This is a genomic window from Pseudomonas sp. TE31087, assembly GCF_057284075.1.
Genome location: NZ_JBXVNN010000001.1, coordinates 1,088,280 through 1,112,480 on the forward strand (window position 1 = coordinate 1,088,280; position 24,201 = coordinate 1,112,480).

Annotated in this window: 18 protein-coding genes; 9 read left to right on the forward strand and 9 right to left on the reverse strand. The window is 66.5% G+C overall.

Going from position 1 to position 24,201, the window contains the following annotated elements:
- Nucleotides 1-132: 132 nt before the first annotated feature.
- Nucleotides 133-1,047, reverse strand: a complete 915-nt coding sequence (locus ACZ899_RS04940) for a LysR family transcriptional regulator (protein WP_234562593.1) — start codon at nucleotides 1,045-1,047, stop codon at nucleotides 133-135.
- A 207-nt stretch (nucleotides 1,048-1,254) separates the two neighbouring features.
- Between ACZ899_RS04940 and ACZ899_RS04945 the strand changes: the two genes are divergently transcribed.
- The 6 genes from ACZ899_RS04945 (at nucleotide 1,255) to ACZ899_RS04970 (ending at nucleotide 10,776) form a co-directional block, all read left to right on the forward strand.
- Complete coding sequence (locus tag ACZ899_RS04945; RefSeq protein WP_110738667.1) at nucleotides 1,255-2,277, forward strand: zinc-dependent alcohol dehydrogenase family protein; 1,023 nt, start codon at nucleotides 1,255-1,257, stop codon at nucleotides 2,275-2,277.
- A 289-nt stretch (nucleotides 2,278-2,566) separates the two neighbouring features.
- A complete protein-coding gene (locus ACZ899_RS04950; protein ID WP_234562594.1) occupies nucleotides 2,567-3,964 on the forward strand; it encodes a hypothetical protein in 1,398 nt (465 codons plus the stop codon).
- A 116-nt stretch (nucleotides 3,965-4,080) separates the two neighbouring features.
- Nucleotides 4,081-5,733: a VRR-NUC domain-containing protein gene (locus ACZ899_RS04955; protein ID WP_234562595.1), complete on the forward strand. Its 1,653-nt coding sequence runs from the start codon at nucleotides 4,081-4,083 to the stop codon at nucleotides 5,731-5,733.
- Nucleotides 5,730-7,985 (forward strand): ATP-dependent DNA helicase, encoded by a 2,256-nt coding sequence (locus tag ACZ899_RS04960; protein ID WP_234562596.1) that lies wholly within the window; start codon nucleotides 5,730-5,732, stop codon nucleotides 7,983-7,985. The genes ACZ899_RS04955 and ACZ899_RS04960 overlap by 4 nt, the downstream gene beginning before the upstream one ends.
- Before the next feature lie 79 nt (nucleotides 7,986-8,064).
- Nucleotides 8,065-9,702, forward strand: coding sequence for a phosphoglucomutase (alpha-D-glucose-1,6-bisphosphate-dependent) (pgm, locus tag ACZ899_RS04965; RefSeq protein ID WP_234562597.1), 1,638 nt, complete (start codon nucleotides 8,065-8,067; stop codon nucleotides 9,700-9,702).
- A gap of 189 nt (nucleotides 9,703-9,891) precedes the next feature.
- Nucleotides 9,892-10,776 (forward strand): pirin family protein, encoded by an 885-nt coding sequence (locus ACZ899_RS04970; RefSeq protein ID WP_234562598.1) that lies wholly within the window; start codon nucleotides 9,892-9,894, stop codon nucleotides 10,774-10,776.
- A 74-nt stretch (nucleotides 10,777-10,850) separates the two neighbouring features.
- Here the strand turns inward: ACZ899_RS04970 and ACZ899_RS04975 are convergent, their stop codons facing one another.
- The 3 genes from ACZ899_RS04975 to ACZ899_RS04985 form a co-directional block, all read right to left on the reverse strand.
- Nucleotides 10,851-11,708, reverse strand: coding sequence for an RHS repeat-associated core domain-containing protein (locus tag ACZ899_RS04975; protein ID WP_326491859.1), 858 nt, complete (start codon nucleotides 11,706-11,708; stop codon nucleotides 10,851-10,853).
- A 155-nt stretch (nucleotides 11,709-11,863) separates the two neighbouring features.
- Nucleotides 11,864-12,280 carry a RidA family protein gene (locus tag ACZ899_RS04980; RefSeq protein WP_234562599.1) on the reverse strand — a complete coding sequence of 139 codons (417 nt, stop codon included), beginning with the start codon at nucleotides 12,278-12,280 and terminating at the stop codon, nucleotides 11,864-11,866.
- Nucleotides 12,280-13,596 (reverse strand): flavin-containing monooxygenase, encoded by a 1,317-nt coding sequence (locus ACZ899_RS04985; protein WP_234562600.1) that lies wholly within the window; start codon nucleotides 13,594-13,596, stop codon nucleotides 12,280-12,282. The genes ACZ899_RS04980 and ACZ899_RS04985 overlap by 1 nt, the downstream gene beginning before the upstream one ends.
- Nucleotides 13,597-14,000: 404 nt before the next feature.
- On the opposite strand from ACZ899_RS04985, the gene ACZ899_RS04990 reads away from it, so the two are divergent.
- Nucleotides 14,001-14,678, forward strand: a complete 678-nt coding sequence (locus tag ACZ899_RS04990; protein ID WP_234562601.1) for a DUF1028 domain-containing protein — start codon at nucleotides 14,001-14,003, stop codon at nucleotides 14,676-14,678.
- Nucleotides 14,671-15,831, forward strand: a complete 1,161-nt coding sequence (gene argE / locus ACZ899_RS04995; protein ID WP_234562602.1) for an acetylornithine deacetylase — start codon at nucleotides 14,671-14,673, stop codon at nucleotides 15,829-15,831. Before ACZ899_RS04990 ends, argE begins: the two co-directional genes overlap by 8 nt.
- A 71-nt stretch (nucleotides 15,832-15,902) precedes the next feature.
- Here argE and ACZ899_RS05000 read toward each other — a convergent pair whose 3' ends face one another.
- The 4 genes from ACZ899_RS05000 to ACZ899_RS05015 form a co-directional block, all read right to left on the reverse strand.
- Nucleotides 15,903-17,294, reverse strand: a complete 1,392-nt coding sequence (locus ACZ899_RS05000) for an APC family permease (RefSeq protein WP_234562603.1) — start codon at nucleotides 17,292-17,294, stop codon at nucleotides 15,903-15,905.
- 427 nt (nucleotides 17,295-17,721) lie between these two features.
- The gene (locus ACZ899_RS05005) at nucleotides 17,722-18,981 is read right to left on the reverse strand and encodes a carbohydrate porin (RefSeq protein WP_234563070.1); all 1,260 of its coding nucleotides are present in this window, start codon (nucleotides 18,979-18,981) and stop codon (nucleotides 17,722-17,724) included.
- Between the two features lie 125 nt (nucleotides 18,982-19,106).
- Entirely contained in the window at nucleotides 19,107-21,512 is a 2,406-nt protein-coding gene (locus tag ACZ899_RS05010; protein WP_234563069.1) for a glucose/quinate/shikimate family membrane-bound PQQ-dependent dehydrogenase, read from the reverse strand.
- Nucleotides 21,513-21,745: 233 nt separating this feature from the next.
- Nucleotides 21,746-22,339 carry a TetR/AcrR family transcriptional regulator gene (locus tag ACZ899_RS05015; protein WP_234563068.1) on the reverse strand — a complete coding sequence of 198 codons (594 nt, stop codon included), beginning with the start codon at nucleotides 22,337-22,339 and terminating at the stop codon, nucleotides 21,746-21,748.
- A 103-nt stretch (nucleotides 22,340-22,442) separates the two neighbouring features.
- On the opposite strand from ACZ899_RS05015, the gene ACZ899_RS05020 reads away from it, so the two are divergent.
- A complete protein-coding gene (locus ACZ899_RS05020; RefSeq protein WP_234563067.1) occupies nucleotides 22,443-23,810 on the forward strand; it encodes an MATE family efflux transporter in 1,368 nt (455 codons plus the stop codon).
- On the opposite strand, the gene ACZ899_RS05025 is transcribed toward ACZ899_RS05020, so the two are convergent.
- Nucleotides 23,801-24,145, reverse strand: a complete 345-nt coding sequence (locus ACZ899_RS05025; RefSeq protein ID WP_232857602.1) for a cupin domain-containing protein — start codon at nucleotides 24,143-24,145, stop codon at nucleotides 23,801-23,803. The genes ACZ899_RS05020 and ACZ899_RS05025 overlap by 10 nt on opposite strands.
- Nucleotides 24,146-24,201 lie beyond the last annotated feature (56 nt).

Below are 24,201 nucleotides of genomic sequence, written 5' to 3' on the forward strand. Positions count from 1 at the left end.
CGGATGTGCTGATTGAATGGTAAGGAATAATCCTTACATGGTCAATCTTGGTTTTCTGCTGGTCAAGCATAGGCGGGTAGGACGCTCAGTAGCGCCGCAGGAAGCTTTACACCAATTCCTGGGACACGATCCCTAAAGACTATCGGGGTCCCCAAAGAACATCTGTATCCGCGACCGCAACCACTTCTCCGCCGGATCATTGTCCTGCGCCCCACGCCAGGCCATGTGCAGCTCGAAGGTGCGCACCTCCAGCGGCAGGTCTTCTGCCCGCAGCCCACCCGCTGCGGTCAGCGCATCGGCGGTGTAGTCCGGCACCGTGGCGACGATATCGGTCCCCGCCAGTAAACTCCCCAACCCGTTGAACTGCGGCACCGCCAGCACCACATGGCGCTTGCGGCCAATCTCGTCCAGCGCCTCGTCGATGAACCCCGAGAGGTCGCCGGCGAACGACACCAGGGCATGGGGGCGGGCGCAGAAGTCGTCGAGGGTGATGCTGCCGGGCATGCTGTCGGCGCGCAGTAGTTTGGGCATGCTGCGACGCAGCACCTTGCGCTTGGCGTTGGCGGGGAGTTCGTTGGTGTAGCTCACGCCCACCGAGATCTCGCCCGAGGCCAGCAGGGTGGGCATCAGCAGGTAGTTGACCCGACGCACCACCAGGACGATGCCGGGGGCTTCGGCGCGGATGCGCTTGAGCAACTGCGGCAGCAGGGCGAACTCGGCGTCGTCGGACAGGCCGATACGGAACACCGCGTTGCTGGTGGCCGGGTCGAAATCGGCGGCGCGGCTGACTGCAGTGGAGATCGAGTCCAGTGCTGGTGACAGCAGGGCGAAGATCTCGTGGGCCCGCGCCGAGGGTTCCATGCTGCGGCCGGTGCGCACGAACAGCGGGTCGTCGAACAGGTTGCGCAGGCGCGACAGCGCGGCGCTGATCGCCGGCTGGCCGAGGAACAGTTTCTCGGCGGCGCGGGTCACGCTGCGTTCATGCATGAGCGTTTCGAACACGATCAGCAGGTTGAGGTCTACGCGACGCAAGTCGTTACGATTCATTCGATGCGGCTCGCCAGAAGTGGGGCAGGGGTGAATCTTAAGGCCAAAGGCTGGTACCCTGCACCGATTTCCGGGTGCCAATGCACAGATTTGTCAGGGGCCCAATCAATGACAGGCATGTCGACTATTAACAGCCACTGATGGTCCAACCGTGAAAGCCCGGATAAAGTCCGTGGTAATACGAGATTCACACAGGCGAGGTATGCGATGTCCCGCATGATCCGTTTCCACAAGTTCGGCCAGGCCGATGTGCTCCGTTGCGAGGAGCAGGCCGAACCGTCCCCGGCTACCGGCGAGGTGCAGATCCGCGTCGAGGCGATCGGCGTCAGCTGGTACGACGTGCTCTGGCGGCAGAACCTGGCACCGTCCCAGGCACGCCTGCCGGCCGGTATCGGCCACGAGATGGCTGGTGTGGTCACCGCCGTGGGCGAGGGTGTGGACGATATCGCGGTGGGTGACCGGGTCGCCAGCTTCCCGGCCACCAGCGCCAACGACCACCCGGTTTACGGCGACGTGATCGTCCTGCCGCGCAGTGCCATCACCCGTTACCCGGATGTACTGACCCCGATCGAGGCCAGCGTGCACTACACGCCGCTGCTCATCGCCTATTTTGCCTTCGTCGACCTGGCGCGGGCCAAGGCCGGGCAGACCGCGTTGGTCACCGATGCCAGCCACTGCGCGGGGCCGGCCTTCGTGCAACTGGGCAAGGCCCTGGGGCTGAAGGTGTTCGCCGCCACCAAGGAGCCCGAGCAGCGCGAGTACCTGCTGGGCCTGGGCGCCGACAAGGTGATCGTCACCGAGGAGCAGGACCTGCTGATGCAGATCGGCAAGTACACTGATGGCCGTGGCGTGGACATGGTCCTCGACGGCATGGGCGGCCCGCAGATGTCGCTGCTCGGCGATGTCCTGGCGCCGCGTGGCAGCTTGGTGCTGTACGGCCTGCAGGGCGGCAACCAGACACCGTTCCCGGCCTGCGCGGCGTTCCAGAAGAACATCCAGTTCCATGTGCACTGCATCGGCAACTTCACCGGCAAGCCGGAGCTGGGCATCGCCCAGGACCAGGTGGCCCTGCAGCGGGCGTTGCGCGACATCAACCAGTTCACCGCCGACCAGCTGCTGACGCCGCAGATCATCAAGGTGTATCCGTTCGAGCAGGTGGTCGAGGCGCATCGGCACATGGACGAGTGTCCGTGTGGCGGGCGGGTGGTGTTGGACATGGGTGTGCACTGACCCCTCAGGTCATACGCGGTCCCTGTAGGAGCGGCCTTGTGCCGCGAAAGGGGCGCGAAGCGGCCCCAGGGTTTCAGCGTTGATGCAGAGATTGTCGGGGCCGCTTTGCGGCCCTTTCGCGACACAAGGCCGCTCCCACAGGGGGCGTGCAGCCTGCAGGACTGAGGCATCAGCCAAATTTAGCTAAATGTCCTACTAGGCTTTAGGAAGTTTCCTTCAAGCTCGGTTTGCTATTCATCTGCCAGAATCGGACTTCAATTCGAAGCCGTCAGGGAGATGGAGCGATAGCATGACCGAGACCCACGACCAAGCCATGCACTATGTCTACCAGCAAGTCCTGCAGCGCCTGCTGGAGCACATGTCCCAGGCCCAGCGCGCCTCGGTGCAGCTGCTGGTCCAGCGATTGCTGGTCATCGCCGGCGGCCAGGAATACGTCGGCAACGTCCGGGTGCTGGTGCTGCACGGTGTCGACCAGCGCAGCGCGCATCTGCTGGCCTGCCTGCGCGCCGCGCAGTTGAGCATCGCCCTGCGCCATGGCGCTACCTGCCGCCTGCGCGTGCTGGTGGCCCGTCTGCCGACCCTCGATGATACCGCCCTGGCCCTTCACGACCGCTGCTTCAGCGCGCTGTTCCTGCATGACGATCCGCGGGTGGAGCTGCTGCGAGCCGACGGCGGGCAGCTCGGCCCGTTCGGTGCCCGCCAGGCCTGCTCGGGCGAGCAACTGGCCGATGCCGGCAACGCCTGGTTGCTGTTCGGCCACCTGGTCGGCGGGCAGCCGGACGCGATGCTCGGTGCCCGGGGTTACCTGGAGCTGGCCAACAGCCTGGGCCAGGCGCTGGCGGGGGAGGCCGGCGAGCAGATCCTGATCAGCGCCGTGCCGTTTTCACAGCGCCACCGCCTGCTGGCTTGGGGGCGGCGCTGCCTGCGCCATACCGTGGAGGTGGCCCACGCCCTGACACCTCACAATGTGCTGGCGGCGGGTCTGGAGCAGTTGGGCGAGGTGCTGGCCGATCCCTGGCAACCGCCGACTTCGCCCGTGCTGCGCCAGCCCGCTGGCGAGCCGCGGCTGGTGATGGTCGAGGACCTGTTGCGCCACCCGGATGACGGTGGAGCGCTGGACCGCATGCTCGGCCGGCAGGACGTCAAGGGCAGTCAGGCCCAGGGGCCGTCAGGGCTGTTCGATCCCTTGCCGCTGGCCCACCTGCATGGGCTCAAGGCGCAGTACCTCGACCAGCGCAGCTATCGCGAAGGCACCCAGGCGTTCTTCCAGCGCTTGCGCCAGCCGTCGACCGCCTGGCCGCAGGGGCGGGCCTTGCGCAGCGAGGCACAGACGCGCCTGGCCGGTGCCTATGGCGTGAGCGAGGCACAACTGGTCTGCCAGTTGTTCACCCCGTTCGACGCGCAAGGGCACAACCTCGAGACCTTCGTGCTGCGCTGTCATCCAGGCATGCGCGTCGCGCTGCCGTACCTGCACCGCGCCTTGCAGGGGCGCCCCTGTCCGGAACCGGTCAGCCAGTGGCTGGTTGAAACCAGCGGCCTGCAGCTCGCGCAGTTGCGGGGGCTGTATGCCGGCACGCTCAGCCACCAGGCCCGCCGCCTGTTCCAGCTGCTGGGCCGACGCGACCTGTGGCTGCGGCCTTTGCCGGCCAGCCCAGGCGGCTATACGCCGTTGCGTGCCGTCGATTAGGCCTGCTGCCTGGGCAACGTTCGTAATGATCGTGTGACCGTCGATCCAGCGCACTTGCCCAGGCATGTGGTCTGTATGTATAACCAGTGCTTGATCCTCAACACCCGACTTGCACCGTGATCGCCCATTCCGTCGATGATCCCCTGTACTACCTGTACAACTTCCGCCAGGTCCTGAGCTGGGTCGGGCAGCGCTATGCCGACCTGCTGGACCGCGACGAGCACGGTTTCATCCAGGCCTTCAGCGAACTGCCGGTGCCCAGTCAGGCCCTGCTGGTGCGCATGGTCATGCGCAAGGGCGAGCTGTTTCGCAGTGACAAGCTCGACTATGCCGAGATTGGTGACACCGAGGCGGCCCTGGCGCCACTGCTGGCATTGGGTTGGGTGGCCGAAGATGCACCGTTGACCATCGAGCAGCTAGGGGCTTTGCTGCGCAAGGACGAGCTGGCGACGTGCTTCGCCGGGCGACTTCCCAGGCCGCGCGCCGGCAAGGCCGAGCTGCTGGAGCAGTTGCAGGCCCTGGGCTTGCCGCCTGGCCCGCTGGCCCAGTGGTGCCCCGGTTTCCCGCTGCGGATCCTGCACTGGTGCCAGCAGCCGTTGTGCGACCGCCTGCGCCTGCTGTTCTTCGGCAACCTGTACCAGAGCTGGTCGGACTTCGTGCTTGCCGACCTCGGGGTGTTTCGCTACGAACAGGTGGCGTTCAGCGACGACTCGCGGGCTTTGCGCCAGCGCGCCGAGGTCGACTTGGCCATGGCCCTGCACCAGTGCGCCGAGCGCCTTGAGCAAGGCGTCGCGCCCGCCGATCTACTCGCGGCGCTGGACGGCTTTGACGACAGCAACCCCTGGCTGGCCCGGCGCCGGGCGCGCCTGCTGTTCAGCCTCGGTCAACAGTGCGAGCGCCTGGGGAACTGGGACCTGGCACTGCGGATCTATGCTGGCTGCGCGCACCCCGAGGCGCGTATTCGCCAGGTCCGGGTCCACGAGCGCAGCGAGCAATGGCCAGAGGCGCATGCCCTGGCCCGGCACATGGCCCAGGCGCCAGCCAACGCCCTGGAACGCCAGGCCCAGGAACGCCTGCTGCCACGCCTGGCACGCAAGCTTGGCGGTCCGGCACAGCCGCGCCGACGCAGCGAGGCGGTGACACTTATCGAACTGGAACTGCCGGCCGAAATGGCAGTGCTGGGGGTGGAAGAGGCGGTGCGCCAGCATTTGGAGCAGGGAGGCGGCAGCGTTTACTACGTCGAGAACACCCTGTTCAACAGCCTGTTCGGCCTGCTGTGCTGGGAGGCGATCTTCGCCCCGGTGCCGGGGGCGTTCTTCCACCCGTTCCAGAGCGGGCCGCAGGACCTGCACGACGTCGACTTCCAGCAGCGTCGCGCGGCACTGTTTGACGCCTGCCTCGAGCGCCTGGACGATGGCAGCCATCGCCAGGCCATCCGCGACTGCTTCCAGGACAAGCAAGGCCTGCAGTCGCCTTTCGTGTTCTGGCAGATGCTCGACGAGCCGCTGCTCGAACAGGCGCTCGCGCACCTGCCGCCCGCGCACCTCAAGGCCTGCTTCCTGCGCCTGCTGCAGGATATCCGCACCAACCGCGCCGGCATGCCCGACCTGATCCAGTTCTGGCCGGGGCAGGGCTGCTACCGCATGATCGAGGTCAAGGGGCCGGGCGACCGGCTACAGGACAACCAACTGCGCTGGCTCGAGTTCTGCCATGCCCACGGGCTGCCGGTCGCGGTCTGCCATGTGCGCTGGAGCGATGTGTCGGCATGAGTTACACCGTGGCCGTGCGCGCCCTGTGCGAGTTCAGTGCCAAGGTTGGCGACCTCGACCTGCGCTTCACCCCGTCGCCCACCGCCCAGGAGGGCATTGCCGGGCACCGCCGGGTGGTGGCGCGGCGCGCCGCTGGCTATGAGTCGGAGGTAGCGCTGGAGGGTGAGTACCTGGGGCTGCGGGTCCGCGGTCGCGCCGATGGCTACGACCCGGCGGGTAATCGCCTGGAGGAGATCAAGACCCACCGCGGCGATCTGGCCAGGCAGCCCGACAATCACCGCCAACTGCACTGGGCCCAGGCCAAGGTCTATGCCTGGTTGCTGTGCCAGGCACGGCAGCTCTCGGTGATCGATGTGGCGCTGGTCTATCTCGATGTCGACAGTGACGCCCAGACGGTGATCAGCGAGCGTTGCCAAGCCGATGAGCTCAAGCGCTTCTTCGAGTCCCAGTGCCAGCGCTTCCTGGCCTGGGCGCAAGCGCAGGAGCGGCGGCTGGGCGAGCGGGACCGGGATCTTGGCGCGCTGGCATTCCCCTATCCCGAATTCAGGCAGGGCCAGCGCCAACTGGCCGAGACGCTGTACAAGGCCGTGAGCACCGGCCGCTGCCTGATGGCCCAGGCCAGCACCGGCATCGGCAAGACCCTCGGTACGCTGTTCCCGCTGCTCAAGGCCGTGGTCCCGCAGCAGCTGGACAAGCTCTACTTCCTTACGGCCAAGACCCCAGGCCGGGCGCTGGCCCTCGATGCACTGCGCCAGATCACCCGGGCGTCGCCGCAACCGGCCCTGCGCAGCCTTGAGCTGATCGCCCGCGACAAGGCCTGTGAGCACCCCGAGAACGCCTGCCATGGCGAGTCCTGCCCTTTGGCGCGGGGCTTCTACGACCGCCTGCCTGCCGCCCGCGAAGCCGCCGCGCAGGTGCCGTTGCTCGACCGCGCCAGCCTGCGCCAGGTGGCGCTGGCGCACCAGGTCTGCCCCTACTACCTGGGCCAGGAGATGGCGCGCTGGGTCGACCTGCTGGTGGCTGACTACAACTACTACTTCGACGCCCACGCCTTGCTGTTCGGCCTGGCCCAGGCCAACCAGTGGCGCACGGCGGTGCTGGTGGACGAGGCGCACAACCTGGTCGAGCGGGGGCGGCAGATGTACAGCGCCAGCCTCGACCAGGGGCAGTTGCTGGCGCTGCGCCAGAGCAGGCCGGCCGGGCTGGGCAGTACCCTCGACCGGCTGAACCGGCAGTGGAACGCGCTGTACAAGACCCAGGTGGCGCCGTACCAGGCCAGCGAGCAATTGCCGGACGCCTTCCTGCGAGCCCTGCAGCAATGCATCGGGCTGATCCAGGAGCGCATGAACCAGGCGCCCGCCGAGGTCGAGCCCAAGGTGCTGGAGTTCTTCTTCCAGGCCCTGCAGTTCAGCCGCATCGCCGAGCTGTTCGACGAGCACTTCCTGTTCGATATCAGCCCGCGCAACGGTCCACGGGGGCGGCGCCTGGCCACGCTGTGCCTGCGTAATGTGGTGCCGGCGCGGCTGCTGGGGCCGCGGATGAGTGCGGCGCGCAGCGTCACGCTGTTTTCCGCCACGCTGAATCCGCGGCACTTCTACAGCGACTTGCTGGGGATGCCCGCCGACACGGCCTGGCTGGAGGTCGCCGCGCCGTTCCGGGCCGAGCAGCTGCAGGTGCGCATCGTCAGCGAGGTGTCCACTCGCTACCAGCAGCGCCAGGCGTCGCTGGCGCCGATCGTCGAACTGATCGCTGCCCAGTTTGCCGGCCAGCCGGGCAATTACCTGGCTTTCTTCAGCAGCTTCGAATACCTCGAACAGGTGGCGCGGTTGCTGGCCGAGCGCTATCCGGCACTGCCCATCTGGTGCCAGGCGCCCGGCATGGACGAGGCCGGGCGCGAGGCGTTCCTGGCGCGGTTCGTGGAGCATGGGCAGGGGGTAGGCTTCGCCGTGCTCGGCGGCGCCTTCGGCGAGGGCGTGGACCTGCCGGGCACGCGCCTGATCGGCGCCTTTGTTGCCACCCTCGGGCTGCCCCAGGTCAACCCGGTCAACGAGCAGTTCAAGCAGCGCCTGGGCCGCCAGTTCGGCGCCGGTTTCGACTATGCCTACCTGTACCCGGGCGTGCGCAAGGTGATCCAGGCCGCCGGCCGGGTGATCCGCGGCGACCAGGACCGTGGCGTGCTGATGCTGATCGATGAGCGCTTCGCCGAGCCCCGGGTGCGACAGATGTTCCCCGGTTGGTGGCAGCTGGGGTGAACGCCGCCATCGCCTGGCGCTGAAACTCCCAGTACACTGCGCGTTCCAACACCTACTTCTGTTGATTTCGAGGTTCCGCATGACGCTCAGTCCTTTGGCAGGCAAGCCGGCTCCGGCCAGCGTGCTGGTCGATATTCCCCGCCTGTTGACCGCCTACTACACCGGCCGTCCCGACGCCGCGGTGGCGGCCCAGCGCGTGGCCTTCGGCACCTCGGGGCACCGCGGCACTTCGTTCGAGCTGAGCTTCAACGAATACCACGTGCTGGCGATCACCCAGGCCATCTGCCTGTACCGCCGGGAAAAGGGCATCGACGGCCCGCTGTTCATCGGCGCCGACACCCATGCGTTGTCCGCCCCGGCCGCCGCCAGCGCGCTGGAAGTGCTGGCCGCCAACGGCGTGCAGGTGATGCTGAGCCAGGATGACGAGTACACCCCGACCCCGGCGGTGTCCCACGCCATCCTCTGCTACAACCGTGGCCGCCAGCAGGGCCTGGCCGACGGCATCGTCATCACCCCGTCGCACAATCCGCCGCAGAGCGGCGGTTTCAAGTACAACCCGCCCAATGGCGGGCCGGCCGACAGCGACGTGACCAAGTGGATCGAGGCCAAGGCCAATGAGCTGCTGGCGGCCAACCTGGCCGGCGTCAAGCGCATGGACTACAAGCAGGCGCTGGCGGCACCGACCACCCAGCGTCACGACTACGTCAGCAACTACGTCGCCGACTTGGAAAACGTCATCGACTTCGACGTCATCCGCAGCGCCAATCTGCGCCTGGGCGTCGACCCGCTGGGCGGCGCCGGGGTGCGCTACTGGTCGGCCATCGCCGAGCGCTATCAGCTGAACCTGGAAGTGGTGAACACCGAGGTCGACCCGACCTTCCGCTTCATGACCGTCGACTGGGACGGCCAGATCCGCATGGACCCGTCCTCGCCGTACGCCATGCAGGGCCTGATCGGCCTGCGCGAGCGCTTCGACGTGGCCTTCGCCTGCGACCCCGACCACGACCGCCACGGCATCGTCACCGCCGACGGTCTGCTGCAACCGAACAACTACCTGGCCGTGGCCATCGACTACCTGTACCGCAACCGCCCGCAATGGCGCAGCGACGCTGCCGTGGGCAAAACCGTGGTCTCCAGTGGCCTGATCGACCGGGTCACCGCCGCGCTGGGTCGTGAGCTGTACGAAGTGCCAGTGGGCTTCAAGTTCTTCGCCCAGGGCCTGTTCGACGGCTCGCTGGGCTTTGGCGGCGAAGAGAGCGCCGGCGCCTCGTTCCTGCGCAAGGACGGCAGCGTCTGGGCCACCGACAAGGACGGCCTGATCCCGGCGCTGCTGGCGGCCGAGATGACCGCCCGCACCGGGCGCAACCCGAGCCAGATCTACGCCGACCTGACCGCCAAGCTGGGCAAGCCCTACGCCACCCGTGTCGAGGCCAAGGCCGATGCGCGGCAGAAGGCGCTGCTGAGCAAGCTGGCACCGGAGCAGGTCAAGTCCACCGAGCTGGCCGGCGAGCCGATCCAGCAGATCCTCAGCCACGCGCCGGGCAACAACCAGGCCATCGGTGGCCTGAAGGTGATGACCGAGAACGGCTGGTTCGCCGCCCGTCCTTCGGGTACCGAGGACATCTACAAGATCTATGCCGAGAGCTTCATCGACGAGGCGCATCTGACGCGCCTGGTGGCCGAAGCCCAGGTACTGGTGGACGCGGCGATCGCCTGATCGTCCGTTGAAGCCAATCGCGGGGCAAGCCCGCTCCCACAAGGACAACGTACATTGGCCTTGTGGGAGCGGGCTTGCCCCGCGATGCATTTGATTGTTCCAATTTTGGAACGAACCATGCCATTTTAGCTGTCTACCGGATCATTAGTCTCATCTGTAAGGTGATACCCATCAAACAGGAGGCTTCTCATGAAAAAGATCCAGGGCATCCACCGCAGCCCCCACGCCCATTGGGTGGGCGACGGCTTCCCGGTGCGCAGCCTGTTCACCTACGATCATCTGGCCCGGCACATCAGCCCGTTCCTGCTGCTGGACTACGCCGGCCCCCACGACTTCACCCCGACCACGGCCCGTCGCGGCGTCGGCCAGCATCCGCATCGCGGTTTCGAGACCGTGACCATCGTCTACCAGGGCGAGCTGGAGCACCGTGACTCCACCGGTGCCGGCGGCTTGATCGGGCCGGGTGACGTGCAATGGATGACCGCCGCGGGCGGCATCATCCACGAGGAGTTCCATTCCCCGGCCTTTGCCCGTAGTGGCGGTACCCTGGAAATGGTGCAGCTGTGGGTCAACCTGCCGGCCAAGGACAAGCGTGCCGCGGCGGGCTACCAGACGCTGCTGGCCAACGACATTCCCGTGGTGGCGCTGGCAGGCGAGGCGGGCAACCTGCGGGTGATCGCCGGACGTTACCTGGATCATCAGGGACCGGCGCGCACCCTTACCGAGATGGACGTCTGGGACCTGCGGCTGAAGGCCGGTGCCACGTTGCAACTGCCCTTGGCCGCCGGGCGCAATGCCGCGCTGGTGGTGCTGCGCGGCAACCTGCGGGTCAACGACGAGCGCGAGGCCGGCCCGGCCAGCCTGGTGCTGCTGGAGCGCGATGGCAGCGATGTGCGCCTCGAGGCGCTGGAAGAGGTCAGCGTGCTGCTGCTCAGCGGCGAGCCGATCGACGAGCCCATCGTAGGCTATGGGCCGTTTGTGATGAACAGCCAGGCGGAAATCGCCGAGTCCTTCGATGATTTCCAGGCCGGGCGGTTCGGGCAGGTGGGCGGTGTCGAGCGTGGTATCTATTGACGAATGCGGCAAAGGAGCTGCATGGGCCGCCTCTGCTGAAATAATGCCTAGTGTGGTGTTTCAGAAACACCACACTAGATTGAGGTACGCACGCCCCCATTTTGCCTAGCTGTTGATTCCTGTCTACGAGCATCCAATGCCTCCTGATTGGGAATCCACTCATCCCAGGAATCTGTTGATTCAATCGAGCTGCTGCGGGATCGTGAGTAATTGTTCTCGGCCGTACGTGCCTCGGGGCTGTATGCCACGTTGGCAGATGTTTGTGCTTGTACTGGACGTACTATCGCCATGGGCCTACGTGTTTGGGTCGAGGGTGGCAACGATATGAACGATCTGTTAGCGGGAGCGTTTGTCCAACCTGGCTGTGGCGACACCAAGTCATTTGCCGGTCGGGCGGGAAGGGTTGAGGAAATCACTGCCACACTGCGTTGAGTGGCTGGCTCGGTCCCTGTGCGAGGTGGCATGGAGGTCGTACGTAGAGACGCGTTACCGTTTGTGCCATTCGCGGGGAAGGGCTGATGAATCAATCCTCGGAACTTGGTAACAGCGGTTGTTACTACTGCCGCAATATATAAATTCATTGTGCTGCTCATGCCCGAGGAATCTGCTCGATTGATGGGGTCGTTATGGCAATAGGAGTAAGCATTAATACCTCCATCACCAAATGGGCTCATATCGTCGGCGGAGACAAAACGCATCAGTACTGGGTTGAAGCTTCGATAACCGTTTCCAAGCAGGTAAACACCGGTCGAAGGCTCGCGGTGCTGGCTATTGAAACCGAGCAGGGGCGCTACTGCTCGCGCAGATCCCAGGTGTCCAAAGGCACAGTAGACAAACACATCTGGCGGCTGGTCACTAAGTCGTTTCAAAACCGAGCCGGCAATATCTGTCACCAGCAGCCTTGTGGATGGCAGGAAGTTTGGATGAGACATGGCCGCTCCTGAGTTTGGCAAACTCGAAAAGCTGACTATGGAGTGGGTTGCCTGTACCGACAACTGGCAGAACTATCAGGGGGCTCAACGCTGGTTCAGCGAAAATCCTTGAAAGGGTGAAGGGGCCGCAAGGCAGCCCCAGGTATCGCATGTCGTTACTCCTGATCCGGCACCACCGCGATCACATCGATCTCCATCAACCACTCAGCCTGGGCCAACCCTGCCACCACCAGCCCGGTGGAAATCGGGAACACCCCCTTGAGCCACTTGCCCACTTCCTTGTACACCGGCTCGCGGAAGCGCGGGTCGGTGATGTAGGTGGTGGTCTTGACGATATGCGACAGGTCCGAGCCGGCTTCCTCGAGCAACTGCTTGACGTTCTTCATCGCCTGTTCAGTCTGGGCCTGCGGATCGCCCAGGCCTACCAGCCGGCCTTCGAAGTCGGTGCCGACCTGCCCGCGCACGTAGATGGTGTTGCCGGCCCGCACCGCCTGGCACAGGTCGTTGTCCAGGGTCTGGTTGGGGTAGGTGGCCTTGGTGTTGAACATGCGGATGCGAGTGTGGGTAGGCATCAGAGGGCTCCGAAAGTGCTGACGTTGCTGATCGAGGGTTGCTGCTCATCCGCCGCGCGCTGCTCGCGGTCGCGGTAAGCCAGGTAGGTGCGCTGGGTGGCGATATGGCCGGCAACGTGCTTGGCGTCGTGCCACACCCCCCAGATGAACGACGAGCCACGGCGCGACAGCCAGGGCAGGCCGAGGAAATACACGCCCGGCTCCCTCGACACGCCGCGCTGGTGCTGTGGCTTGCCGTTGGCGTCGAAGGTGTCCACCTGCAGCCAGCTGAAGTCCACGCCGTAGCCGGTGGCCCAGATGATGGTCCTGACCTTGGCCTGGGCCAGGTCCAGTTCCGGCAAGGGCTGGCTGACGCAGGCCGGATCGGGCAGGCGCTTGCGTGCCTCGGGCTCTTCCGGCAGGTCCAGGCCGTTGCGTTCGATATAGGCGTCGGCGGCGTCCAGCAGGGCCAGGTAGTTCTCGTCGCCGCGGTTGATGTTCTCGGCCAGGTTGTCCTGGAAGCGGGCCACGCCGCCCTCGAACGACTGAGTCAGGCCGACCAGGGTCATGCCCTGGTGGGCGAGGGCGCGGAAGTCCACGGTGTGGCCGCCGCGGGCGCCGGACACGGCGATGGTCACGTGCTCGCGGCCGGGCTTGGCGATCTCCGCGTCCCACTCGCCAAGCACGCCCAGCCACCAGCAGAAATCGCGGTTGCGGTAGCTACGCGGCGGACGGTCATGGGCGCCGACCGACAGGTACACCTGGCGCCCGGCGCGCATCAGTTCCTCGGCGATCTGCACCCCCGAGGAGCCTGCGCCGACCACCAGCACCGCGCCCTCAGGCAACTGCTCGGGGTTGTAGTAGGCGGCGGAGTGGATCTGGTGCAGGCTTTCGTCCTTGGGTGCGATGGCCGGGATCACCGGGCGCTGGAACGGGCCGGTGGCAGCCACCACGCGGTTGGCGCGGATCACGCCCTGGTTGGTGTCGATGGTGAAGCCCGGGCGGTCGGCGTTGCGCACCACCTTCCTCACCTCGACCCCGGTGCGTACCGGCAGGTTGTACTTGCGCACGTACTGTTCGAAGTAGTCGGCGACCTGCTCCTTGCCGGCGAAGGCGTCGGCGTCGAGGTCGAATTCCAGGCCAGGGAAGCGGTCGTGCCAGACCGGTCCGTTGGCCACCAGCGAATCCCAGCGTCCGCTGCGCCAGGCCTCGGCGATGCGCTTGCGCTCCAGCACCAGGTGCGGCACGCCGAGCTTGCTCAGGTGTTCGCTCATGGCCACGCCGGCCTGGCCGGCGCCGACCACGAGGGTGTCGATTTCGATGTTGTTCAGTGTCATGTCCCAGCCCTTCTTCAGCGGCGTTCTTGTTCAGGTCGGTGGGGACCGCCTTTGCCTGGGGCCAGACTAGGGATGGGCGGGAAATCGCGAAAATAGTATTTAGCTGGGGCTTGCCGATAAATTGGCGAAGGCCTGTGTTGTAAAGCGGATGTTCAAGATTGCGCAGGACCTTGTAGGAGCGGCCTTGTGTCGCGAAAGGGCCGCGCAGCGGCCCCGGCGATTGATGCATTAACGCTGAAACCCTGGGGCCGCTGTGCGGCCCTTTCGCGACACAAGGCCGCTCCTACACAGAATGCATTCGCAGGCGCCTTAGTTTTTTCCTGCCCAGTACCGAGGAAAATGTTGGTTTCGCAGCTCCCGAGGCCCACCGAGAATGCCGGTAACCTCAACACAGGAGCTGCACCATGACCTTCTCCATCATCGGCCGCTGCCAGGAAACCGGCCAGGTCGGCATCGCCATCAGTTCTTCGAGCATCGCCGTCGGCGCCCGCTGCCCGTGGGTACGTGCCGGGGTCGGGGCGGTGTCGACCCAGAACATCACCCTGCCGGCCCTCGGTCCGCAGATCCTCGACGCCCTCGAACAGGGTCAGTTGCCGCCCGCAGCGGCGCTGGACCGGGTGCTGAGCGCCAATGGCTGGAGCGAGTATCGCCAGGTCACGGTGATCGACAGCCAGGGCCAGGTGGCGCTGTTCACCGGCAAGGAGGCCCTGGGCGTGCACAACGCCGTGGCCGGCGAGCAATGCGCCGCGGCCGGCAACCTGTTGTCGTCGCGGGCGGTGATCGAGGCCATGGTGACGGCGTTCGAGCAGGCCGGCGGCCACCTGGCCGACCGCCTGCTGGCGGCGATGCACGCGGCCATGGCTGCCGGTGGCGAGGCGGGGCCGGTGCACTCGGCGGCGTTGAAGATCGCCGGAGAGCTGACCTGGCCTTTGGTGGACCTGCGCGTGGACTGGACCGAGCACGATCCCATCGGTGAACTGGACAGCCTCTGGCAGGCCTACCGCCCGCAGATGCAGGACTATGTGACCCGCGCCCTGAACCCGACCGCCGCGCCGAGCTATGGAGTGCCGGGCGATGAATGAGGTTTCCAGCCGTGCGCTGCTGGAGCGCTTGATCGGGTTCGCCACGGTCAGCCGCGATTCCAATCTCGAGCTGATCGCCTTCATCCGCGATTACCTGGCCGGACTTGGCGTTGCCAGCGAGCTGTTCCACAACGAGGAGGGCACCAAGGCCAATCTGTTCGCCACCATCGGCCCCGCCGACCGTGGCGGCGTGGTGCTCTCCGGGCACACCGACGTGGTACCGGTGGAGGGCCAGGCCTGGACGGTCGAACCGTTCCAGCTCACCGAGCGCGAAGGACGCCTGTACGGCCGTGGCACGGCCGACATGAAGGGCTTCATCGCCTCGGTGCTGGCGGCGGTGCCGGCGTTTCTCGCCCAGCCGCTGAAGATGCCGGTGCACCTGGCGTTTTCCTATGACGAGGAGGTGGGCTGCCTGGGTGTGCGCTCGATGCTCGCCGCCCTGGCGCAGCGTCCGCACAAGCCGCGGCTGTGCCTGATCGGCGAACCCACCGAGCTCAAGCCGGTGCTCGGCCACAAGGGCAAGCTGGCCATGCGCTGCCAGGTGCATGGCGCCGCCTGCCACTCGGCCTATGCGCCCTACGGCGTCAATGCCATCGAGTACGCGGCGCGGCTGATCGGCAAGCTGGGCGAGATCGGTGACGAGCTGGCGCGCCCCGAGCATCACGACGAGCGCTTCGACCCGCCGTTCTCCACGGTGCAGACCGGGGTGATCAAGGGCGGCCGGGCGCTGAATATCGTCCCCGAGGAGTGCGAGTTCGACTTCGAAGTGCGCGCCTTGCCCGGCTTCGAGGCCCAGGCCGTGGCCGACCGTCTGCAGACCTACGCCGAGGCCGAGCTGCTGCCGCGCATGCGTGCCGTCAGTGGCGCCAGCGACATTCGCCTGCGCGCCCTGAGCGCCTACCCGGGCCTGGCCACGCCAGCCGAGAGCGAGGCCGCGCAGTGGGTGGCGTTGCTCAGTGGTTCGGACGATTTCGGTACCGTGGCCTTCGGTACCGAGGGCGGTCTGTTCGACCAGGCGGGTATCCCCACGGTGGTCTGCGGGCCTGGGAGCATGGACCAGGGCCACAAGCCCGACGAGTTTGTCAGTGTCGAGCAGTTGCAGGGATGCGATGTGATGTTGCGGCGGTTGGTGGATCATCTGAAGCAAGCATGACAATCGCGGGGCCAGCCCGCTTCCACAGGTTGCGCAGGCATCTGTGGGAGCGGGGTGGCCCCGTGACAAGGTTACAGCGGCTCAGGCCTGAACAACGGTTTCTTCATCACGCCCTTGATCCACACGACGGCAATCAGCGACACCACCGCCAGTACCACTCCCGCCGTACCGAACACCTTCAGGTTCATCTCCGGGCTGGGCGAGGCATGCCAGATCGCGTACAGCATCCCGCCGATACCGAACAGCTGCGGCAGTGGGTAGAACGGTGTGCGAAATGGCCTCGCCAGATGTGGGTAGCGCAGCCGCAAGGCGATCACATCCAGGTGCACGATGATGTACGCCAGCAGCCAGGCCAGCGCGGCGGCCAGCAGCAACAGGTTGATTGCCGCGGCGTCCTGGCCCATCAGCAGGATAGGCAGGCCGGTGATCGCCGCGACGAACAGCACGGCCACCCAGGGCGTGCGCGCCCGCGGGCTGAGCTGCTTGAACTGGGGGAACGCCTGGCCGTTGCAGGCCATGCCGTAGAGCATGCGTGGAATGGCCGCGAGCGACGTGTTGAGGGTGCTGCAGGTGGCGGTCACCGCGGCGATCACCAGGAACACCTCGCCGGTCTTGCCGAACACCGTGGTGGCGAACAGATAGTGGGGCAGGGCGTCGCTGCTCAGGGCTTCCCGGGGCACCAGGAACAGCGCGCCCAAGCCGTACAGGCCGATGGTGGCGAAGATCACGGTCAGGCCGATGATCATCGAGCGCGGGATGTTGCGTTCGGGCTTGCGGGTTTCCTCCACCAGCGAGCAGACGAACTCGGCGCCGACGAAACCCCACACGGCCATGGCGGTCAGGGCCAGCACCCCGGCGCCCATGGGGTTCCAGTCGCCCTGCAGCAGGGTGGTGGTGACCCCCTCGGCATGCCCTTCGCTGATCGCGGCGACGCCGAGGATCAGCAGTACGATTACCATGACCACGGCCATGGCGCTCTGCAGCTTGGCGAAGATGTCGATGCCCATCAGGTTGAGGCCGGTGAACAGGGCGAGCACGCCGAAGGCCACCGAGTACTGCGGGAACACCCCGGGGTAGACCTTGCCGATGATCAGGTCGAGCAACAGCAGCTCGGCCGACAGGGCGAACATGGCCACCACCACGTAGCCGGAAAAGGTCGCCAGGATCGCCGGGAAGTGCCCCAGCGCCACTTCGGTGTAGCTCGACAGGCTGCCGGCGCGCGGCACCAGCAGGGATAGTTCCGAGAAGGAAAAGGCGTAGCTCAGGGCCAGCAGGTAGGCCAAGCCCAAGGGCACGATGAAGCCCAGGCCGGCGGCGCCGACCCCCTGCAGCATCATCACCATCACCCCTTGCGACACCACCAGGCCCACGGCCACCGCCAGCAGCGACCCCAGCCCCAGGACCCGGCGAAAGCCGGCTTGATCGTGCTGCACGCTGGCAGGCACGGACGCACTTGCACTCATGACAGTTTCCCCGCTCTTTGTTGTTGTAGTTGCGCCAGATACTGGGACAGGGGGCGGGGCGGGGAAATTAGTAAATATGTGGTTGCTGGGCAGGAAAAAGCTATGCGCGCCAACGCCGACCTGTAGGAGCGGCCTTGCGCCGCGAAAGGGCTGCGCAGCAGCCCCTGGGTTTTAGCGTTAAAGCATCAATCGCCGGGGCTGCCATGCAGCCCTTTCGCGGCGCAAGGCCGCTCTCATGGAACAAAACATAATTCTTTGATTTGACTGGGTAGCGTGGGAGCGGGCTTGCCCCGCGATGCGGTGTATGGCACCGGCTTCGCCGGTGTTCGCGGGGCAAGCCCGCTCCCACGCTGGAACTCTGTTTCCTGCGCGACAGCGCAGCCCGTAAGGGCTGTGTAATCTCCTACAGGTCACGCCAGGCTTGGTTTCAGAACGTCGCCTTGACCTGCAAGCCGAACACCAGCGCGTTGTCGATGTCCTTCCCGGAAAACGCCCCCGGCTCGACGATGTACTGCACATCCGGCCGCAGGTTCAGCCACGCGGTGGCCTGGTAGCCATAGCTCAGCTCGACCAGTTGCTCGGCGCTGTCGAGGTTGGGGACGGGCTGCCCGGCATCGACGGCCGCATCTTCCAGCACATCGCGGCTACGCGGGTTCGGCACCGCGCGGCCATACCCCAGCGCGACGGTATCCCGTGGCCGGCTTGCGAACGGCTGGTACAACACCACGCCTGCGCCATACCACCTGGTGAATGGCGAGGCGGCCTTGCTCGACGCCGAGTACTGGCCGAAGGCATGTAGGCTGCGCCCGGGCGATGCCGGGTCGTTCCACACGGCCTGGTCGACCAGCAGGTAATGCCCGCCACGACCGGCGACTTCCTCGCCGCTGCCGATGCGTTTCACGTTCGAGCTGTCGTAGTAGTAACCGAGCTTGTACTCGCCCGGCTGTTCGCCGCGCAGCTTGTACACCAGCTCCACCGGGACCACGGTGCCGGTGCTGTGCCTGGGCCCCAGGTGCCAGGCACGGCTGGCATTGCCGTTGCTCTCGGGGTCGACGTTGAACGCCGCCACCCGCAGCTGCCAGTCGGGCGTCAGGTCATATTTCACCCGTGCGCCGAGGTGGGCGTTGGGGTAGTTGGTCCAGCCGCTGCCGCCGGACATGTTCAGCGGGTGGCCGCAGAAGCCGGCGTTCATGAAGTTGCACAGGATGCCGCTGTCCAGACCGCCGAGGTCGTTGCCCATGGCCATGTAGCCGAGCTTGAGGTTCAGCGCGGGCGACAGGTTGCGCTCGTAGCTGAGTTCGGTCAGGCGGGTGTAGAGGCCGCCGTAGTTTTCCTGGATCGGCAGGCGGTTGCCTACCAGGTCGTCCGAGGCGCTGTTACCGCGGCGGTCGTTGATGGTCAGCTGGACCTTGCCGCCGTTGTCCAGGCCGTACAGCTTCGACAGGTCGAACTGCACGCCCAGCTTGAGGTTCTGTGAGTAGCGGGCGGAGCGATGCAGGCCGCCATGGGCGTTGTAGGCGGTCTCGCCGCTGTAGTCGCCGGTGAAGCTGATGCCGTCTGCCTCGAGCTGGTGGCGCAGGCCGCCCCAGTCGCCGGTCAGGGTGTTGCGGGTGAGCAGGTCGCCGTCGGCGAGGGCGGTGGTGCTGGCCAAGGCCAGCAGCAGTGTGGAGGGGAAGCGGGAACGCATTGCGATTTTCCTGGAATCAAAGGTAGAAGCCATCGCGGGGCAAGCCCGCTCCCACGACCCGCACCATCGGCAGCGTGGGAGCGGCGGTGCGCCGATGCGACTTGCCCCGCGATGAGGCCGGCGATTTACGGCAGGGCGTAGGAAATGACGTAGTCGCCGCGGTCGGTCGACTGGCGTGCGCCGCCGGCGGTGATCACCACGTACTGCTTGCCGGTCTTCGGCGACACATAGGTCATCGGGCCGCCCTGGCTGCCGACCGGCAGGCGGGCCTTCCAGATCTCGTTGCCGTTGCCGCTGTCGTAGGCGCGCAGGTAGAAGTCCTGGGTGCCGGCGATGAACACCAGGCCGCCCTGGGTGGACAGGGTGCCGCCCAGGGTCGGCAGGCCGATCTTGATCGGCAGGTGCATGCGGATGCCCAGGGGGCCGGTGTCCTCAACAGTGCCGACCGGTACCTGCCAGGCGATCTGCCGGGTCTTCATGTCGATGGCGGTGAGGGTGCCGAATGGCGGCGCCTGGCACGGGATACCGGCCACCGACAGGAAGCGGTTCTTGTTCACCGCATACGGTGTGCCCTTGAGCGGCACCGCGCCCATGCCGGTGTTCAGCGCCTCGCCGCCGCCCGCTGCCGCACCCGTGTTCTGCGAAGGGATCATCTGGATCCACAGGCCCAGGCGCATGTCATTGACGAAGATGAAGCCATGCACCGGGTCGGTGGAGAGGCTGCCCCAGTTCATGCCGCCCAGCGAGCCCGGGAAGCTCAGCGATAGGTCGGTGCCCGGCGCGGTGTACAGGCCCTCGTAGCGCATCTTCTTGAAGTCGATGCGGCACAGCAGCTGGTCGTACGGGGTGGCGCCCCACATGTCCGACTCGGTCAGGGTCTGCGCGCCGATCTGCGGCATGCCCACCGACTTCGGCTGGGTCGGCGAATACGGCTCGTTGGGGATGTTGCCCGGTTTTACCGGTACTTCGTCGACCTGGGTCAGCGGCTTGCCGGTGGCGCGATCGAGCACGTAGATCTGCCCGGCCTTGGTGCCGATCACCACGGCGGGCACGGTGCTGCCGTCATCCTTGGTGAAGTCGATCAGGCTCGGCTGCATCGGCAGGTCGAAGTCCCAGAGATCGTTGTGCACGGTCTGGTACACCCACTTTTCGTTGCCGGTGGTGGCGTCCAGGGCCAGCACCGAGGCGCCGTAGGTGTGATCAAGCTTGTTGCGTTCGACGCCGTAGATGTCGGTGGACGAGGAGCCCATCGGCAGGAACAGGGTGTTCATCGCCGGGTCGTACGACATCGGCGCCCAGCTGTTGGGCGTGCTGCGCACGTAGGTCCGGTCGTCTTGCGGGGCGTCGCGGTCCTGCGGGTTGCCCGGGTCGAAGGCCCAGCGCTGGGCGCCGGTGATCACATCGAAGCCACGGATCACGCCGCCGGGCATGTCGGTCTGGACGTTGTCGGCGACGCGGCCGCCGACCACCACGGTGGTACCGGCCATCAACGGCGCCGAGGACAGCTGGTAGTACGAGTCCGGCACGTTGCCCAGGCCGGCCTTGAGGTCGACCTGGCCGTTGTCGCCGAAGCCTTCGCAGAACGCGCCGGTGTCGGCATCGACTGCGATCAGGCGGGCATCGATGGTGTTGGTCAGCAGGCGGCGTTGGCAATTGGCGCCAGCTGGCACGCTGGCCACACTGACGGGTGTGCTGTCGGGTTGGGATGGCTGGGCGATCGGCGCGCTGGCGTCGAAGTAGGCCAGGCCGCGGCAGCGCTGCCAGACCTTGGACTGGGCGTTGATGGCGTTCTTCCACAGCTCCTTGCCGGTGTCGGCGTCGAGGGCGATCAGGTTGTTGTGCGGGGTGCAGATGAACACCTTGTCGCCCACCTGCAGCGGCGTGAGCTGGTCTTCGGCGCCGTTGCCGTCGCTGAGGGCGACGTCACCGGTGTGGTAGGTCCAGGCCACCTTGAGCTGGTCGACGTTGCCACGGTTGATCTGGTCCAGCGCGGCGAAGCGGCTGCCGCCCTCGGTGTTGCCGTAGTGGGCCCAGTCCTTCTGTTGCTGGCCGGGTTCCACTGGCGTCAGGCCCGGGCCCTTGCCGGTAGGAGCGACGCTGGGGTGGGCGACGAACATGTTGCCGGCGGCGATCGCCAGCGCCACGCCCAGCAGACCGGCGATGCCGTAGGCGCCACGCGCCGGGCGCCGGACCAGTTGCGGATACACCAGCACTACCACCAGGCCGATGGCGGCGAACATGAACAGCCGCGAGAACAGCGGCCAGAACACCAACCCGGCGTCGGCCACGGCCCAGACGGCGGTGCCAGCGACAAACACCGCGTACAGCCAGGCGCCGGCCGGCTTGCGGCGGGCGATGAGCAGGCCGGCGATGGCCATGGCCAGGCCGCCGACCAGGAAGTACCAGGAACCGCCCAGGCCGGCCAGCTTGACGCCGCCGGCGGCCAGGAGCAGGCCGAGCAGGGCGATGACGACGCCCAGGCCGACCAGGATGAAGGTTGAGGCGCCGGAGGCGCGGGGTGAGTCTTTCATGCCAGGGATCTCGCAGGTGGAATGCGAGAAGTTTAAGCCCTTAGCAAGCTAATTAACAAGTTAGTACATTTTGATTCGTGACCGATTGTCGCAGTTAGAGCAGGCGATTAACCGTCCACGTGGGAGCGGGCTTGCCCCGCGATGAGGCCAGTCGCTGCAACTAGGTTGGCTGGGGGGACGCCATCGCGGGGCAAGCCCGCTCCCACGCAGCACGCGCCAAAACCAGAATGAACTCAGGCCTGCAACCCCTCCATCAAACAGCGCAACGCCCCCTTCACCCGTTCCGCCGCCGCCTGCGGATCGTCCTGGGCGATCACCCACATGCCGCTGTCGCCCATCGCGCCGTTGATCAGGTGCGCCATGGCCACGGCGTCGAAGGCGCGCAGCCTGCCGGCCTGCTGCAACTCCACCAGCCCCTGGGCCATGGGCCCGATGTAGCTGGCTTCCTCCAGTTCGCGCAGGCGCGGGCCGAGTACCCCGGGGGCGTCCTGCAGCAGGATGCGCCGAAGGGCCGGCTCGTGCAGCAGGTCGTAGTAGTACAGGCAGGTGTCGATATAGCCCTCCCATGGGTCGTCGTGGGTGGCGTAGCGGGCGTCGAGCGCCTGGTTGATCTCCTCGAGCAGGTGCTCCACCACGGCGGTGAACAGCCCGGCCTTGCCGCCGAAATGGTGGTGCAGGGCGCCCCGGGTGAGGTCGGCTTCGGCGCACAGTTCGTCCATCACCACGGCGGCAAAGCCCTTTGCGGCGAACTGGCGGCGGGCGACGGCGATCAGCCGTTCGATGGTATCCGCGCTCATGGCGGCGCGGCTGCGGCGAGGGGTGGGCATGGAGGGCTCCGGGTGAAAAGCGATGGCTGCAAATTAGCATACGTTGCGTATGTCAATAAATGGCATTAGCATACGCGGCGTATGTCAATTGGAGGTTACTACCGTGACTGCCCTTGCTTCACGCAAGAACATTACCTGGCTGGGTGAGCTGCCCGGTCTGTTGCGCCTGGCGCTGCCGCTGGTGCTGGGCCTGTCGGCGGCCGAGCTGATCAGCCTGACCGATACCGTGCTGCTGGCCTCGCTGGGCACCGTGGTGCTGGCCTGTGTCGCGCTGACCAGCAGCGCCGGGCTGATCTTCCATGCCGGGCTCTACGGCATGCTTGCCACCCTCAGCGTGCGCGTCGGCCATGCCTTCGGCGCCGACGACCCCGGCACCGTGGCGCGCACCCTGCGCGCCGGGCTGGGCTATGGGCTGCTGGTGGGCATCCTCGGCTGCCTGGCGATGCTGGCCTGCCTGCCATTGGTGCAATGGCTGGGCGTGCCGCTGCCCGACGTGGCGCTGCTGACGCCGTACTGGCAGGCCATGGCGGTGTTCCTGATCCCGTACTGCCTGGCGGTGGTGTTCAAGGATGTGCTGGAAGCCATCGGCCGGCCCTGGGTGGGCGTGCTGCTGGTGATGAGCGCGGTGCTGTTCAACATTCCGCTGAGCTACGGGTTGATCCACGGCCATTTCGGCCTGCCGACGCTGGGCCTGCTGGGCGCGGGTATTGCCGGGGTGATCGCCGAATCGCTGGCGGTGTTGCTGGCCCTGGCTTATTGGCGCCTGGCGCCATCGCTGGCCCGCTACCGTCAGGCGCCGCAGGGGGCGCGACTGAGCTGGCGCACGCTGCTGGGCGAAGGCTGGCCGCTGGGCCTGGGTTATCTCGCCGAAGCCGGCGCGGTGGTGATCGCCGCCTGGATGCTGGGCTGGCTGGGCAATGCCGCACTGGCGGCCAACCAGGTGGTGCAATCGATCGGCGCGTTGCTGTACATGCTGCCGCTGGGCATGGCCGCGGCGGTGAGCATCCGCATCAGCCAGGCCCAGGGCCGCGGCGAGACGGCGCGCATCCGTGCCATCGGCAGCGCCACCTTTGCCAGCGTGAGCGCCTGGATGCTGGTGGCCACCGTGCTGTTGGCGTTGTTCGGCCGCTCCATCGCCGAGGCCATGAGCGACGACCCGCAGGTGATCGCCATCGCCGTGCCGATGTTCGTGGTGGTCGCGGCCATGCAGGTGGCCGATGGCTTGCAGTCCACCGCGCTGGGCGCCTTGCGCGGCCTGCAGGACTACCGCTGGCCGGTGGGCGTGACCATGATCAGCTACTGGTTGCTGGCGTTGCCGCTGAGCTACTGGCTGGCCTTCCACTCCGCGCTGGGCGCGGTGGGTGTGTGGGTCGGGTTCGCCTGTGGCCTGGCCGTGGCGGCGGTGCTGCTGCCGTGGCGGTTCTATCGCCTGCAGGCGATGCCTGCCGCAGCGGCCTTGGCTCAGCCCTGATAGAACACCGCCAGCCATACCGTGGCCACGCCGGGTTCGGTCCACTCCACGCGGTGGCGGCAACCGGGCGGGATGTCCAGATGGTCGCCGGGGCGCAGCACGCGGGTGCGCGGCTCATGCTCCAGGCGCAGCCCGGCGCTGCCACTGAGCACGACCACCCATTCGCCCTCGGTCTGGTCGTACCAGAACCCTGGCGGGCTGGCCTGGCCGCTGGAGACGATGCGCTCGATGCGCAGACCCGGGCGCCGGAGCAGGTCGGTGAACTGCTCGTCGGCGTCGGGCGCGAGCGGGGGCAGGGCGGTAAACAGGTTGTCGGGCATGGGCGCCTCGCGCATGGTTGATTCCAGCCGGTGATTGTAGGAAGGTTTCGGCCTTTGCCCCATGGAAGATT